Here is a 15,453-nt window from a genome sequence, read left to right on the forward strand (position 1 = left end):
TCCACTGTGCACAGGCTGTGGACAACAACTTGAACCACGCGGGTCGCCCTGACTACCGTGGCTGAACTTGGAATCTTTTCCTGCCTGTCTTCCCATCCCGTCCCGAGAACCACACATTCGTGGGACCTGCGAGAGAGCGTGCCTTGTGGCTGACGTACCTGCCGATCTTGCCGCAGTGTGGCCACGAGTGCTGGAGCAGCTCCTCGATGAGGGCCAGCAGGGCGTCGAGCCGAAGGACAAACAGTGGATCGAGCGCTGCCAGCCGCTCGCCCTGGTCGCCGACACCGCTCTGCTCGCCGTGCCCAACGAGTGGGGGAAGCGCGTCCTCGAGGGCCGGCTGGCCCCGCTCATCAGTGAGACGCTGAGCCGCGAGTGCGGCCGCCCCATCCGGATCGCGATCACCGTCGACGATTCGGTCGGTGAGGCGCCCGCCCCCCAGGCACCTCCGCATCATCAGCAGCAGGCGCCGCGCTATCCGGGCCCGCAGCACGACGAGCCCCGGCAGAGCGACCCCTACGACACGTACGGGCACCGTTCCGGCTCCGACGACGGCCTGCCCACGGCCCGGCCGGCCTACCCCGAGTACCAGCAGCGCCCCGAGCCCGGCGCGTGGCCGCGTACCCAGGAGGACCTGTCGTGGCAGCAGCCGCGGCTCGGCGGCTTCCAGGACCGCGATCCCTATGCCTCCGCTCCGACGCGTCAGCCTCAGCACGACTACCGGTCGCCGCAGCCCCCCGAGAGCCGGCAGTACGAGCCCCGCCCGGAGCGCCGTGAGATGCCGGATCCGCAGGCACAGCGCCGCGGGGGCCCCTCCGGAGCTCCGGGACCGCTGGGCGCTCAGCCGGCGCCGGCTCCCGGCCCCGGCGAGCCGCACGCGCGCCTCAACCCCAAGTACCTCTTCGACACGTTCGTCATCGGCGCCTCCAACCGGTTCGCGCACGCCGCGGCGGTGGCGGTCGCCGAGGCCCCGGCCAAGGCCTACAACCCCCTGTTCATCTACGGGGAGTCGGGGCTCGGCAAGACGCACCTGCTGCACGCCATCGGGCACTACGCACGCAGCCTCTATCCGGGCACGCGCGTGCGGTACGTGAGCTCCGAGGAGTTCACCAACGAGTTCATCAACTCGATCCGGGACGGGAAGGGCGACACCTTCCGCAAGCGCTACCGGGACGTGGACATCCTCCTGGTCGACGACATCCAGTTCCTGGCGAGCAAGGAGTCGACGCAGGAGGAGTTCTTCCACACCTTCAACACCCTCCACAACGCCAACAAGCAGATCGTGCTGTCCTCGGACCGGCCGCCCAAGCAGCTGATGACGCTCGAGGACCGGCTGCGCAACCGCTTCGAGTGGGGTCTGACCACGGACGTCCAACCGCCGGAGCTGGAAACGCGTATCGCGATCCTGCGGAAGAAGGCCGTCCAGGAGCAGCTCAACGCCCCGCCGGAGGTCCTGGAGTTCATCGCCTCCCGCATCTCACGCAACATCCGGGAGCTCGAGGGCGCGCTGATCCGCGTGACGGCGTTCGCGTCGCTCAACCGGCAGCCGGTCGACCTCGGACTCACCGAGATCGTGCTGAAGGACCTGATCCCCGGCGGTGAGGACGCGGCCCCCGAGATCACCGCGAGCGCCATCATGGCGGCCACCGCGGACTACTTCGGACTCACGGTGGAGGACCTCTGCGGATCGTCCCGCAGCCGCGTGCTGGTGACGGCGCGACAGATCGCCATGTACCTGTGCAGGGAACTCACGGACCTCTCGCTGCCGAAGATCGGTGCCCAGTTCGGCGGCCGTGACCATACGACGGTGATGCACGCGGACCGGAAGATTCGCGCGCTGATGGCGGAGCGGCGCTCCATCTACAACCAGGTCACCGAGCTCACCAACCGCATCAAGAACGGCTGACAGAGCTTCCAGCGCACTCCTGAGGGCGCCCCGGGACACCGTCCCGGGGCGCCCTCGGTCGTTCCTCAGCCCCCTGTCGGTCGTTCCTCAGCCCCCTGCCGTGCGTGCCTCTGCCGCCGCCGTGTTCGAATTCGAGCCGGGGTCGAGCGGTTCTCCACAGATGGTGGAGGAACTCTCCGTCCACAACCTGGGGACTGCGAAGTTGTCCAGACCCCGTCCACAGGCGCACCGGCCCACAGCCCGTCGTCCCAGGTCAGTACCTTGGGGATTTGTGGCCAAGCGGGCTCCACAGACTGTGGACACAGAAAGCTTCCACAGGCCTTGATCGCCGTTGTCCACCGGCGGCCCACAGGCCACGGTGCGTTGCCCACAGCTTCTCCACACCCCTGTCCACTGTTCGGCAACGAAACACACCCGCTCACCGCGTCGAGTGAAAGCCGTCACACCAATGAGGTCGGTTGGCCTGTGGGGAACCTGGGTAAAGCTGGGGACGGCGCTGGGGAGAAGTGCCCCTCGGCTGTGCATCGGGTGTGCAGAACTTTCGCGTGTCCACAGAACGCCCGGGTTGTCCACGGGTGCCGCCCACAGGCGCAGTGGACAAAAAAGTGGCCCTGACCTGCATGGACGCCGTTATCCACGGTTTCCACAGCCCCTACTACTACTCCCACATAGAGTTACCGGGGAATTCGCTTCGAAGAGGGCCCTGTGCACAACTCGAGCCCGGGACGCCCCCTGCCTCTCGCAGCGACTTGACCCCGACCCGCACCGACTGTCGGCGCCGTACGTCAGACTGGTCTCCGGCATCAAGCCGACGAAGAAGGCCAGCAGGGCGAGCCAGCAACAGCAGGAGGCGGTTCCGGTGAAGATCCGGGTGGAGCGCGATGTACTCGCGGAGGCGGTGGCGTGGGTAGCTCGTAGCCTCCCGGCCCGTCCGCCGGCGCCCGTTCTCGCGGGCCTTCTGCTGAAAGCGGAGGACGGCGCCCTCAGCTTCTCGAGCTTCGACTACGAGGTCTCGGCGCGTGTCTCCGTGGAGGCCGAGGTGGACGAGGACGGCACCGTCCTGGTCTCCGGCCGGCTCCTCGCCGACATCTGCCGCGCCCTCCCCAACCGGCCGGTGGAGATTTCCACAGACGGTGTACGGGCGACCGTGGTCTGCGGATCCTCCCGGTTCACACTCCACACCCTGCCTGTGGAGGAGTACCCGGCACTGCCGCAGATGCCGACCGCGACCGGCACCGTGCCCGGCGAGGTCTTCGCCTCCGCCGCTGCACAGGTCGCCATCGCCGCCGGCCGTGACGACACCCTGCCGGTCCTGACCGGCGTGCGGATCGAGATCGAGGGCGACACCGTCACCCTGGCCTCCACCGACCGCTACCGCTTCGCGGTCCGCGAGTTCCTGTGGAAGCCCGAGAACCCGGAGGCGTCCGCGGTCGCCCTGGTGCCCGCCAAGACGCTTCTGGACACGGCCAAGGCCCTGACCAGCGGTGACACGGTCACTCTGGCGCTCTCCGGCTCCGGTGCCGGTGAGGGTCTGATCGGCTTCGAGGGTGCCGGACGCCGGACCACCACCCGCCTGCTCGAGGGCGACCTGCCCAAGTACCGGACCCTCTTCCCCACCGAGTTCAACTCGGTGGCCGTCATCGAGACCGCTCCGTTCGTCGAGGCCGTCAAGCGTGTGGCCCTCGTCGCCGAGCGGAACACCCCGGTGCGGCTGAGCTTCGAGCAGGGCGTGCTCATCCTGGAGGCCGGTTCCAGCGACGACGCACAGGCTGTGGAGCGTGTCGACGCGCAGCTCGAGGGCGACGACATCTCGATCGCCTTCAACCCGACCTTCTTGCTGGACGGTCTGAGCGCCATCGACTCGCCCGTCGCCCAGCTGTCGTTCACCACGTCCACCAAGCCCGCGCTTCTGAGCGGCAGGCCGGCCGTCGACGCGGAGGCGGACGAGGCGTACAAGTACCTGATCATGCCGGTGCGTCTGAGCGGCTGATCAGCGGCTTTTGAGCGCTGGACCCCACAGGTGTGCACCCGTGTCCGGGCGTAGGCTCGGACACGGGTAGGTACTTGCACACAACGATTGAGGAATCATCTGATGGAGCTCGGTCTCGTCGGTCTCGGCAAGATGGGCGGCAACATGCGCGAGCGCATTCGCCGCGCCGGCCACACCGTCATCGGGTACGACCGCAACCCCGACCTCGCTGATGTCCACAGCCTTGAGGAGCTTGTGGGCAAGCTCAAGGGACCCCGGGTCATCTGGGTCATGGTCCCGGCGGGTGCCGCCACGCAGTCCACGATCGACGAGCTCGCCGAGCTGCTCTCCCCGGGCGACGTTGTCGTCGACGGCGGCAACTCCCGCTGGACGGACGACGAGAAGCACGCGGTGGAGCTGGGCCTGAAGGAGATCGGCTTCGTCGACTGCGGTGTCTCCGGCGGCGTTTGGGGCCTGGAGAACGGCTACGCGCTGATGTACGGCGGCACAGCCGAGAACGTCGCCAAGGTGCAGCCGATCTTCGACGCCCTCAAGCCGGAAGGCGAGTTCGGCTCGGTGCACGCCGGCAAGGTCGGTGCCGGTCACTTCGCCAAGATGGTCCACAACGGCATCGAGTACGCGATGATGCAGGCCTACGCGGAGGGCTGGGAGCTCCTCGAGAAGGTCAACTCCGTCACCGACGTGCGCGAGGTCTTCCGCTCCTGGCAGGAGGGCACGGTCATCCGTTCCTGGCTGCTGGACCTCGCGGTCAACGCGCTGGACGAGGACGAGCACCTCGACGAGCTGCGCGGTTACGCACAGGACTCCGGCGAGGGCCGGTGGACCGTGGAAGCCGCGATCGACAACGCGGTCCCGCTGCCCGCGATCACCGCATCGCTGTTCGCCCGCTTCGCGTCCCGCCAGGACGACTCGCCGCAGATGAAGATGATCGCGGCGCTGCGCAACCAGTTCGGCGGCCACGCGGTGGAGAGCAAGAACTAGTCCACAGGCTGTGCACCACGCCGCACAGCCATGCCGGGGGAAGGTCGGCGCACACCATGCACGTCACGCATCTGTCGCTGGCCGACTTCCGCTCGTACGCCCGGGTCGAGGTCCCTCTCGATCCGGGCGTCACCGCTTTCGTGGGGGCGAACGGACAGGGCAAGACGAATCTCGTCGAGGCCGTCGGCTACCTCGCGACCCTGGCCAGCCACCGGGTCTCCTCCGATGCTCCGCTGGTGCGGATGGGGGCCGACCGGGCGGTGATCCGGGCGGCCGTGACCCAGGGGGAGCGCTCGCAGCTGGTCGAGCTGGAGCTGAACCCCGGCAGGGCCAATCGTGCCCGGATCAACAGATCCTCGCAGGTCAGGCCGCGTGACGTCCTGGGGATAGTGCGGACGGTCCTGTTCGCGCCGGAGGATCTGGCGCTGGTGAAGGGCGACCCGGGCGAGCGCCGGCGCTTCCTCGACGAGCAGGTGACCGCGCGTTCCCCGCGGATGGCGGGTGTGCGTTCCGACTACGAGCGTGTGCTGAAGCAGCGCAACACCCTGCTCAAGTCGGCGGCCATGGCGCGCCGCCACGGCGGACGGGGCATGGACCTGTCCACGCTCGACGTGTGGGACCAGCATCTGGCGCGGGCGGGTGCGGAGGTCCTCGCCCAGCGGCTGGACCTGATCGCCGCTCTGCAGCCGCTCGCCGACAAGGCGTACGAGGCGCTCGCCCCGGGAGGCGGTCCCGTCGCGCTGGAGTACCGTTCCTCCGCCGGTCCCACGGGCGAGGCGCACAACCGTGAGGAGCTGTACGAGCAGCTCATGGCCGCGCTGGCCGAGGTGCGCAAGCAGGAGGTCGAACGCGGCGTGACGCTGGTCGGCCCGCACCGTGACGAGCTGACCCTGAAGCTGGGGCAGCTGCCGGCCAAGGGGTACGCGAGCCACGGCGAGTCGTGGTCGTTCGCGCTGGCGCTGCGGCTGGCCTCGTACGACCTGCTGCGGGCCGAGGGCAACGAGCCGGTGCTGGTCCTCGACGACGTCTTCGCGGAACTGGACGCCCGGCGCCGGGAGCGGCTGGCCGAGATGGTCGCTCCGGGCGAGCAGGTGCTGGTGACCGCGGCCGTCGACGACGACGTGCCGGGAGTGCTGGCGGGCGCGCGGTTCACGGTTTCCGGCGGAACGGTGGAGCGGGTATGACCGGCGAGAACGCGGAGCGGCCGGCGGAGCCGAAAGCCCCCGACACCGCCGAGTCGTCCGGAGTGGACCTGGCCCGGGTGGCGCTGCGCGCCGCGAAGGAGCAGGCCAAGGCCCGCGGCGCGGCCGCACAGCAGAAGAAGCAGGCCCGGCGGGGCGGCGGTCTGCGGTCCGGGGCCAGGGCGGACGGGCGTGATCCGTTGCCGCTGGGCGCTGCGATCAACCGGCTGATCACCGAGCGGGGCTGGGAGGCGCCGGCCGCCGTGGGCGGTGTGATGGGCCGCTGGCCCCAGATCGTGGGTGAGGACCTGGCGAAGCACTGCGCACCGCTGCGGTACGACGAGGCCCCCGACGAGCGAGTGCTCACGGTCCAGTGCGACTCGACGGCGTGGGCGACGCAGCTGCGCCTGCTCGCCCCCCGCCTGGTGGCGCGCCTCAACGAGGACCTCGGCCCCGGCACCGTCCGCATGATCAAGGTGTTGGGGCCGGGGGGCCCGCAGCGCCGCTACGGCCCGCTGCGGGCGCCGGGCAGCACCGGCCCGGGCGACACGTACGGCTGAGGTTTCGCCGGGTGCGGATGCCGTATGGGACAGGAGGAACCGTTCGGTGCGAGTGAGGTGTCCCTCACGGTAGCGGGAGGTTGACAGCCCGAAGCGCTCAAAGCCCGTGTGAGCCTCTTGGAGCCCCTTCCCGGATATGGGGAGTCGGACGGTGACGGTTCAGGGCGGCACAGGCGGACTCAGCTACCGGCAAACCCCCATTAGTGTCTGCGATACCGGTAGACTGGTCTGCAGTCCCGCTTCTGTTGCGGGACACGTCGATTAGATGCCGAACGACGCAGCCGCTCCCCGCCAGCCGGAGGACGGCTCGTGCTGTGCCAGAAAGGGCGCTTCGTGGCCGATTCCGGCAACCCCAACGAGAACACACCGTCCACCCCTGCCGGTGGGAACGGCGAGGTCACCGCCTCGTACGACGCCAGCGCGATTACCGTCCTCGAGGGTCTGGACGCGGTCCGCAAGCGCCCCGGCATGTACATCGGCTCGACCGGTGAGCGCGGTCTGCACCACCTCGTCCAAGAGGTCGTCGACAACTCCGTCGACGAGGCCATGGCCGGCCACGCCGACAGCATCGACGTCACGATCCTCGCCGACGGCGGCGTACGCGTCGTCGACAACGGCCGTGGCATTCCGGTGGGCATCCACCCCGTCGAGAAGAAGCCGGCCGTCGAGGTCGTGCTCACGGTGCTGCACGCGGGCGGCAAGTTCGGCGGCGGCGGCTATGCCGTCTCCGGCGGTCTGCACGGCGTCGGTGTCTCCGTGGTGAACGCGCTGTCCTACAAGCTCGCCGTCGAGATCAGGACGGACGGCTACCGTTGGACGCAGGAGTACAAGTCGGGCGTCCCCACCGCGCCGCTGGAGCGGCACGAGGCCACCACCGAGACCGGCACCTCGGTCACGTTCTGGGCCGACGGCGACGTCTTCGAGACGACGGAGTACTCCTTCGAGACGCTGTCGCGCCGCTTCCAGGAGATGGCCTTCCTCAACAAGGGCCTGACCCTGACGCTCACGGACGAGCGGGAGTCGGCCAAGGCCACTGCCGGCGCCGAGACGGGCGAGGAGCCGGAGGACATCGCGGAGCCGGCGCGCACGGTCAAGTACCACTACGAGGGCGGCATCGTCGACTTCGTGAAGTACCTGAACTCCCGCAAGGGCGAGCTCATCCACCCCACGGTCATCGACATCGAGGCCGAGGACAAGGAGCGGATGCTCTCCGTCGAGATCGCGATGCAGTGGAACTCGCAGTACACCGAGGGCGTGTACTCCTTCGCGAACACCATCCACACGCATGAGGGCGGCACCCACGAAGAGGGCTTCCGCTCGGCGCTGACGGGCTTGGTGAACCGGTACGCGCGCGAGAAGAAGCTGCTGCGGGAGAAGGACGACAACCTTTCGGGCGAGGACATCCGCGAGGGCCTCACCTCGATCATCTCGGTCAAGCTCGGCGAGCCGCAGTTCGAGGGCCAGACGAAGACCAAGCTGGGCAACACCGAAGCGAAGACCTTTGTGCAGAAGGTCGTCCACGAGACCCTCACCGACTGGTTCGACCGCAACCCCAACGAGGCCGCGGACATCATCCGCAAGGGCATCCAGGCGCAGACGGCACGCGTCGCGGCCCGCAAGGCCCGAGACCTGACGCGCCGCAAGGGCCTGCTGGAGTCCGCCTCCCTGCCGGGCAAGCTGAGCGACTGCCAGTCCAACGACCCGACGAAGTGCGAGATCTTCATCGTCGAGGGTGACTCCGCCGGTGGCTCGGCGAAGTCCGGCCGCAACCCGATGTACCAGGCCATCCTGCCGATCCGGGGCAAGATCCTGAACGTCGAGAAGGCGCGGATCGACAAGATCCTCCAGAACACCGAGGTACAGGCGCTGATTTCGGCCTTCGGCACCGGTGTCCACGAGGACTTCGACATCGAGAAGCTCCGCTATCACAAGATCATCCTGATGGCGGACGCCGACGTCGACGGTCAGCACATCAACACGCTGCTGCTGACGTTCCTATTCCGCTTCATGCGGCCGCTGGTCGAGGCGGGTCACGTCTTCCTCTCGCGCCCGCCGCTCTACAAGATCAAGTGGGGCCGGGACGACTTCGAGTACGCCTACTCCGACCGTGAGCGCGACGCCCTGGTCGAGCTGGGCAAGCGGGGCGGCAAGCGGATCAAGGAGGACTCGATCCAGCGTTTCAAGGGTCTCGGCGAGATGAACGCCGAGGAACTGCGCATCACCACCATGGACCAGGACCACCGAGTGCTCGGCCAGGTCACGCTGGACGACGCGGCCCAGGCGGACGACCTGTTCTCCGTGCTGATGGGTGAGGACGTGGAGGCGCGGCGCTCGTTCATCCAGCGCAACGCCAAGGACGTTCGTTTCCTCGACATCTGAGTCGGTCTCAGCTGACCGCACGAAAGGACTGACGACCAGCAATGGCCGACGAGAACACCAAAGTGACACCCGAAGAGGAGCCCATCGTTCCGGGCGTGGGCATGCGTGTGGAGCCCGTGGGGCTCGAGACCGAGATGCAGCGCTCGTACCTCGACTACGCGATGTCCGTCATCGTCTCGCGTGCGCTGCCCGACGTACGGGACGGTCTGAAGCCCGTTCACCGGCGTGTGCTGTACGCGATGTACGACGGCGGCTACCGGCCCGAGAAGGGCTTCTACAAGTGCGCGCGCGTCGTCGGCGACGTCATGGGCACGTACCACCCGCACGGTGACTCCTCGATCTACGACGCCCTGGTGCGCCTCGCCCAGCCGTGGTCGATGCGCATGCCGCTGGTGGACTCCAACGGAAACTTCGGCTCTCCCGGCAACGACCCGGCTGCCGCCATGCGGTACACCGAGTGCAAGCTGATGCCGCTGTCCATGGAGATGCTCCGGGACATCGACGAGGAGACCGTCGACTTCCAGGACAACTACGACGGCCGCAACCAGGAGCCGACGGTTCTGCCGGCGCGCTTCCCGAACCTGCTGATCAACGGCAGTGCCGGTATCGCCGTCGGCATGGCCACCAACATCCCGCCGCACAACCTGCGCGAGGTCGCGGCCGGTGCCCAGTGGGCGCTGGAGCACCCCGAGGCTTCGCACGAGGAGCTGCTCGAGGCGCTGATCGAGCGGATCAAGGGCCCCGACTTCCCGACCGGCGCGCTGGTCGTGGGCCGCAAGGGCATCGAGGAGGCGTACCGCACCGGTCGCGGCTCCATCACGATGCGCGCGGTCGTCGAGGTCGAGGAGATTCAGAACCGTCAGTGCCTGGTGGTCACGGAGCTTCCGTACCAGACCAACCCGGACAACCTGGCGCAGAAGATCGCCGACCTGGTGAAGGACGGCAAGATCGGCGGCATCGCCGACGTCCGTGACGAGACCTCGTCGCGTACCGGTCAGCGCCTGGTGATCGTGCTGAAGCGCGACGCGGTCGCGAAGGTCGTGCTGAACAACCTCTACAAGCACACCGACCTGCAAACGAACTTCGGCGCCAACATGCTGGCGCTCGTCGACGGTGTGCCCCGCACCCTGTCGCTGGACGCGTTCATCCGCCACTGGGTGACGCACCAGATCGAGGTCATCGTCCGGCGCACCAAGTTCCGGCTGCGCAAGGCGGAGGAGCGCGCGCACATCCTGCGCGGTCTGCTCAAGGCGTTGGACGCGATCGACGAGGTCATCGCGCTGATCCGGCGCAGCGACACGGTCGACGTCGCGCGTGAGGGCCTGATGGGCCTGCTGGAGATCGACGAGATCCAGGCGAACGCCATCCTCGAGATGCAGCTGCGCCGGCTGGCCGCCCTGGAGCGTCAGAAGATCGTGCAGGAGCACGACGAGCTGCAGGCGAAGATCAACGAGTACAACGCGATCCTCGCCTCGCCCGAGAAGCAGCGCGGCATCGTCAGCGAGGAACTGGCGGCCCTGGTCGAGAAGTTCGGCGACGACCGTCGCTCCAAGCTGGTGCCCTTCGACGGTGACATGTCCATCGAGGATCTGATCGCCGAGGAGGACATCGTCGTCACGATCACCCGTGGCGGCTATGTGAAGCGCACGAAGACCGACGACTACCGCTCGCAGAAGCGCGGCGGCAAGGGCGTGCGGGGCACGAAGCTCAAGGAAGACGACATCGTCGACCACTTCTTCGTCTCCACCACCCACCACTGGCTGCTGTTCTTCACCAACAAGGGCCGGGTCTACCGCGCCAAGGCCTACGAGCTGCCGGACGCCGGCCGCGACGCGCGCGGCCAGCACGTCGCCAACCTGCTGGCCTTCCAGCCGGACGAGCAGATCGCCGAGATCCTGGCGATCCGCGACTACGAGGCCGTGCCGTACCTGGTGCTCGCGACCAAGGCCGGTCTGGTGAAGAAGACGCCTCTCAAGGACTACGACTCCCCGCGCTCGGGCGGCGTCATCGCGATCAACCTCCGGGAGACCGAGAGCGGCGCCGACGACGAACTGATCGGCGCGGAGCTGGTGTCCGCCGAGGACGATCTGCTGCTCATCAGCAAGAAGGCGCAGTCGATCCGGTTCACCGCGACCGACGAGGCGCTGCGCCCGATGGGACGAGCCACGTCCGGCGTCAAGGGCATGAGTTTCCGAGAGGGCGACGAACTGCTCTCGATGAATGTCGTCCGGGCCGGTACGTTCGTGTTCACCGCCACCGACGGCGGGTACGCGAAGCGGACCGCTGTCGACGAGTACCGCGTCCAGGGTCGCGGTGGCCTCGGTATCAAGGCCGCCAAGATCGTGGAGGACCGTGGCTCGCTCGTGGGCGCGCTGGTGGTCGAGGAGTCCGACGAGATCCTCGCCATCACGCTCGGGGGCGGTGTGATTCGCACGCGAGTCAGCGAAGTCAGGGAGACGGGCCGTGACACCATGGGCGTCCAACTGATCAACCTGGGCAAGCGCGATGCCGTCGTCGGCATCGCTCGTAACGCCGAGGCCGGTCGCGAGGCCGAAGAGGTCGAGGGGGCCGTTCCGGCCGACGCGACCGAAGAGGCCGGCGCGGAGACGGTTGAGGCGGCAGCCGAGGGCACAGAGCCCTCGGCAGGGGAGCACGAGGAGTAAAGCGTGAGTGGAGCCACGGGCGCCGGATCATCCGCATCCGGAGCGAACGGTGCCCGTGGCCCTGCCGCGGACTCCCAGGGGGCCACAGTGACGGACACCCGGGGGCACCAGCCCTCGTACGACATGTATGGCGGCGAGCAGCCTGCCCGGCAGCAGGCCGGGCAGCCGTACCACCCGCCGCAGGCCTATCCCTCGCCGGACGGCACACAGGGTGGTCAGCAGCGGCCCGGTCAGCAGGCAGGCGCCGCCGTGCGCCGGCCGCGCACAGGTGCCCGTACGACGCCGCGTACCCGCAAGGCGCGGCTGCGGGTGGCCAAGGCCGACCCGTGGTCGGTGATGAAGGTCAGTTTCCTGCTCTCCATCGCGCTGGGCGTGTGCACGGTGGTCGCGGCGGCCGTGCTGTGGATGGTCATGGACGCGATGGGCGTGTTCTCGACCGTCGGCGGCACGATCAGTGAGGCGACCGGCTCGAACGAGAGCAACGGCTTCGATCTCCAGTCGTTCCTGTCGCTGCCGCGGGTCCTCATCTTCACCTCGGTCATCGCGGTGATCGATGTGGTCCTGGCCACAGCTCTGGCGACGCTCGGAGCCTTCATCTACAACCTCTCCGCCGGTTTTGTGGGCGGTGTCGAGCTCACGCTCGCCGAGGACGAGTAGCGCCGCTGCGGGGTCCGCGGATTCCGATTTTGGCGCTGCACCGCGTGTGCGCTAATCTTCAGAGGTCAGCGCGCAGCGCGGCGGGGCTATAGCTCAGTTGGTTAGAGCGCATCCCTGATAAGGATGAGGCCACAGGTTCAAATCCTGTTAGCCCCACCAGTACAAAGACCCCCGACCGATTCCGGTCGGGGGTCTTTGTCATCTCCGGCCCGCCCGGCCCGCAGCGACGGCAGGCCCGAGCGGAGGGGTTCCGTCCGGCGGGACGCAGTGTCCCCGGCCCGAGTTGGGACGCGGCATGAGCGTGCGGCGGGCGAACGTAGGTCACCGATCGGTATCGGTCGGTGTGTATAGTCGGGCGCCAGAAGTCCTCATACGTCAAGGAAAGACGAGGTCGCGCGGTGAAGAAGCTTCTCCTGGTCGCACTGGCCGCCATCGGCGGGCTCCTCGTGTACCGCCAGATCCAGGCGGATCGCGCCGAGCAGGATCTGTGGACGGAGGCGACCGACTCCGTGCCCGCAGGTTCGGGTGTGTGAGACGCAGCGTTTCTTGGACATGAGCCCCGGTCGCGGAAGCGGCCGGGGCTTCGTGCTGCCCGGGGCGCTACTGCCCGGACCGGTCGGCGGTGGTCGGCGGCGCCGACAGCCACAGCCTGTTGCATCACCGTGACGCCATGCACATGAGTTCACTCCAGCAAATGAATGGCTTGCGAGAGCAAATTCTGGGGTCTCGGGGAGGGGCGCATGGTGACAGCACGACTGCGCCGCCGTGTGACGGTGGCGGCGAACAGGGGCACTGCTCGCCCTGGCGGCAGGAACACTGCCTGCCGCGGGGATGGCGGAGCAGGCGCGGGGTGGGGGCCCGGGTGGCACGGGCGCCGAGGGCGGACGGGGACGGCGGTCTGGTGACGGTCCTGACTCCTCCGGCTCCATGGCCGACGACGCGGCCGACGACGACGGCACGGGCCGCACGCGGACGGAGTCCACCCGGCCCGCCGTCACAACCGTCGTGGACGCCCTCCCCGACGGCCGTCCGACCGGGTTCCGCGTCTACGGCGCCGACCGACCGCTCCAAGGGCTGCGCCGACACGCGCCTGGCGCTGCCCGCGCAACCGCTGGACCGACCGGTATGAAGCAGGCCGTGGAGGCCGTGCAGCCCAAGGGCGACACTCCCATCGGTCTGTCACTGCACAGGGCAGCACAGGGCCTCCCCGCCTACAAGGTGCCGATCGGATGGGGGCCGGCAGCTCCGCCACGACACGACGCGAAGTTTGCCAACGAGCCGACGGTGGACGGCGCTTCCTCCGCGTGTACTGCGGCGCCACCCAGGCCCTCACCGCGGCCCGTGCGCCGGTCGGCGGCGGCACCGGTGAGTTCAGCCCGCAGACCGCCTGCAACGGCCACCCAGCGGCCCTCGAGAGAGGAACCGCGCCCGTCGCGTGGACGAACCGCCACGAGAGCCGCCCGTGCGTCGTGCCCGCGCACACCAAGGGCGGGCTCCGCATCGCCGTCACGCTCGGCGCGAAGCCGCGAAGCCGCGAAGCCGCGAAGCCGCGAAGGCCGCGAAGAACACGAGGATCGGCGTGGTGCTCCGGGTGACGTCCTGGGTGATGAACCGGCCGCGCCGCAGCACGGCGCCACCGTGCTGAGCGGCGACAGGGACGAGCAGGGCGACAAGCAGGCGGACAACAAGGGCGATTCACCGGCGCGCGGAAGCTGCCCGTCTCCGACGGCGGAGAGGGCTGCTGCGCGGGCGAAGGCCGATCGCCGGTCTGCTGGGCGGTATGTGGGCCGTTGGGTCCGAAACCGGCCGGGAGCGGGCCCAGTTGGTCGAAGATCTCGACGGGCTCTCCGTCCGGCGCCGGCTCGGGGAGCATCTCCACAGCGGCTGTGAGTGCCTTGCGCGCTCCGGTGGGGGTGCGGAACCGCACCTGCGGGTCCGGCTGCAACAGGCCTGCGAGCACCTGCCAGAGCGGCTCGGGGATGCCCTGCGGGGCGCCCGGCGTGCCGTGGTTGGCGAAGTGTTCGACCAAGGCCTGGGAGTCGGGCTTCTGGCCTGGAGCAGACAGAGGGCGACGAGGCCGACGGCGAAGAGGTCGGCGGTGAAGTCCGGCTCCGCGCCGAGCATCTGCTCCGGCGCGAAGTAACCGGGCGTTCCCACCACGTAGTTCGGCTCGGTCAGCCGGGGCTCACCTTGCGCATGGAGATCCCGAAGTCCGAGACCCTGAGGTGGGGCCGCCCTTTCCCGGTCGCCTCCATCAGGATGTTGGCCGGCCCTCACCCATGGTGCTGCGCCAGCTCCCCGTTCCTCATGGAGGCGACTGCCTCGCTCAGCTCTGGTGCGACTCGAAGTGGGTCACCGCGTCGGCGGTGCGCCCGGCACCGTACACCCGGAGGAACTCTGCCAGCTCCGGATGGGTCGGTGCGAGGGAGTCCGCGGCATCGATGATGTCCCCGGCCGCAGCGACGGAGCGGAGCAGGGACTGGATCTCACGCACCACGCGCCGGACCGTCGGTGCGCCCGAGGTGCCCGTCGACTGGTTGGTGCCGGTGAGGACGGAGCCGCCCTGCGACTTCTTGATCTCGTCCATCCGTGCGGTCGCCTCCACGGCGCTCACGCTGCCGTCCGCGACCTGGCCCGCCAACTCCTGGAGTGCCTGTACGCGTTGGACCACCGCGGGATTGCCGATCTTTGCGCGCTGGCCGCTCATCAGCTGGGACAGCATCGGAGCCGACAGCCCGAGCACGCCGGCGAGCCGGGCCTGATTGAGCCCGAGGTCGTCGATGAGGCGACGGAAGAGGGCGCCCAGGGGCTCCCCGTACCAGCTCCGCTGCAGTTCTCTGGCTCTTGCGGTTGTCTCCTGCTGCGCTGCGTCCATTGCGTCTCCCCATCGCTTCCCCAAGCGGCTTCGCTGCTGCGAACCTTGTGCTGCATCTTACGGAGCGTGTCCGATCACGGGGAGTCCAGTCGGAACCCCAATGTTTTTGCAGGATCACGGGGGTGACCCGGTACTCTGGTGCACGGCGGTTGCCGGGGAGGGTTCTCCTCGGCCGTCGTCGCCGTTCCGGGGCCTTAGCTCAGTTGGTAGAGCGCTGTCTTTGCATGGCAGATGTCAGGGGTTCGACTCCCCTAGGCTCCACAG

General features: G+C 68.6%; 10 protein-coding genes, 2 tRNA genes and 2 pseudogenes. 12 read left to right on the forward strand and 2 right to left on the reverse strand.

The features are described 5' to 3' along the window. Nucleotides 1-145: 145 nt before the first annotated feature. The 11 genes and pseudogenes from dnaA to ABZ070_RS03835 form a co-directional block, all read left to right on the forward strand. On the forward strand, nt 146-1,903 hold the full coding sequence (gene dnaA, locus ABZ070_RS03785) for a chromosomal replication initiator protein DnaA (RefSeq protein WP_356629549.1): 1,758 nt from the start codon (nt 146-148) through the stop codon (nt 1,901-1,903). Between the two features lie 859 nt (nt 1,904-2,762). Continuing rightward, the gene (dnaN, locus tag ABZ070_RS03790) at nt 2,763-3,893 is read left to right on the forward strand and encodes a DNA polymerase III subunit beta (RefSeq protein ID WP_356629551.1); all 1,131 of its coding nucleotides are present in this window, start codon (nt 2,763-2,765) and stop codon (nt 3,891-3,893) included. A 102-nt stretch (nt 3,894-3,995) separates the two neighbouring features. Further along, nucleotides 3,996-4,874, forward strand: coding sequence for a phosphogluconate dehydrogenase (NAD(+)-dependent, decarboxylating) (gene gnd / locus ABZ070_RS03795; protein ID WP_356629553.1), 879 nt, complete (start codon nt 3,996-3,998; stop codon nt 4,872-4,874). A 56-nt stretch (nt 4,875-4,930) separates the two neighbouring features. Continuing rightward, a complete protein-coding gene (recF, locus tag ABZ070_RS03800; protein ID WP_356629555.1) occupies nt 4,931-6,058 on the forward strand; it encodes a DNA replication/repair protein RecF in 1,128 nt (375 codons plus the stop codon). Further along, on the forward strand, nt 6,055-6,615 hold the full coding sequence (locus ABZ070_RS03805) for a DciA family protein (RefSeq protein WP_356629557.1): 561 nt from the start codon (nt 6,055-6,057) through the stop codon (nt 6,613-6,615). The genes recF and ABZ070_RS03805 overlap by 4 nt, the downstream gene beginning before the upstream one ends. A gap of 309 nt (nt 6,616-6,924) precedes the next feature. Next, the gene (gene gyrB, locus ABZ070_RS03810) at nt 6,925-8,994 is read left to right on the forward strand and encodes a DNA topoisomerase (ATP-hydrolyzing) subunit B (protein WP_356629559.1); all 2,070 of its coding nucleotides are present in this window, start codon (nt 6,925-6,927) and stop codon (nt 8,992-8,994) included. Nucleotides 8,995-9,035: 41 nt separating this feature from the next. Beyond that, the gene (gene gyrA / locus ABZ070_RS03815) at nt 9,036-11,657 is read left to right on the forward strand and encodes a DNA gyrase subunit A (RefSeq protein WP_356629561.1); all 2,622 of its coding nucleotides are present in this window, start codon (nt 9,036-9,038) and stop codon (nt 11,655-11,657) included. A gap of 87 nt (nt 11,658-11,744) precedes the next feature. Next, nucleotides 11,745-12,314 carry a DUF3566 domain-containing protein gene (locus tag ABZ070_RS03820; protein WP_356629563.1) on the forward strand — a complete coding sequence of 190 codons (570 nt, stop codon included), beginning with the start codon at nt 11,745-11,747 and terminating at the stop codon, nt 12,312-12,314. 82 nt (nt 12,315-12,396) lie between these two features. Further along, nucleotides 12,397-12,473: transfer RNA gene (locus ABZ070_RS03825), tRNA-Ile, on the forward strand. 239 nt (nt 12,474-12,712) lie between these two features. Beyond that, nucleotides 12,713-12,847, forward strand: coding sequence for a DLW-39 family protein (locus ABZ070_RS03830; protein WP_003958712.1), 135 nt, complete (start codon nt 12,713-12,715; stop codon nt 12,845-12,847). A 298-nt stretch (nt 12,848-13,145) separates the two neighbouring features. Beyond that, nucleotides 13,146-13,523: pseudogene (locus ABZ070_RS03835) on the forward strand (hypothetical protein); the annotation flags it as partial. A 574-nt stretch (nt 13,524-14,097) separates the two neighbouring features. Here ABZ070_RS03835 and ABZ070_RS03840 read toward each other — a convergent pair. Both ABZ070_RS03840 and ABZ070_RS03845 read right to left on the reverse strand, forming a co-directional pair. After that, nucleotides 14,098-14,584: pseudogene (locus ABZ070_RS03840) on the reverse strand (serine/threonine protein kinase); the annotation flags it as partial. Between the two features lie 56 nt (nt 14,585-14,640). Beyond that, nucleotides 14,641-15,189: a DNA-binding protein gene (locus ABZ070_RS03845; protein WP_356629565.1), complete on the reverse strand. Its 549-nt coding sequence runs from the start codon at nt 15,187-15,189 to the stop codon at nt 14,641-14,643. A gap of 188 nt (nt 15,190-15,377) precedes the next feature. Between ABZ070_RS03845 and ABZ070_RS03850 the strand changes: the two genes are divergently transcribed. After that, nucleotides 15,378-15,450 (forward strand) — tRNA-Ala (locus ABZ070_RS03850). Nucleotides 15,451-15,453 lie beyond the last annotated feature (3 nt).

This window comes from Streptomyces sp. NPDC006283, from assembly GCF_040613325.1.
GTDB lineage: Bacteria > Actinomycetota > Actinomycetes > Streptomycetales > Streptomycetaceae > Streptomyces.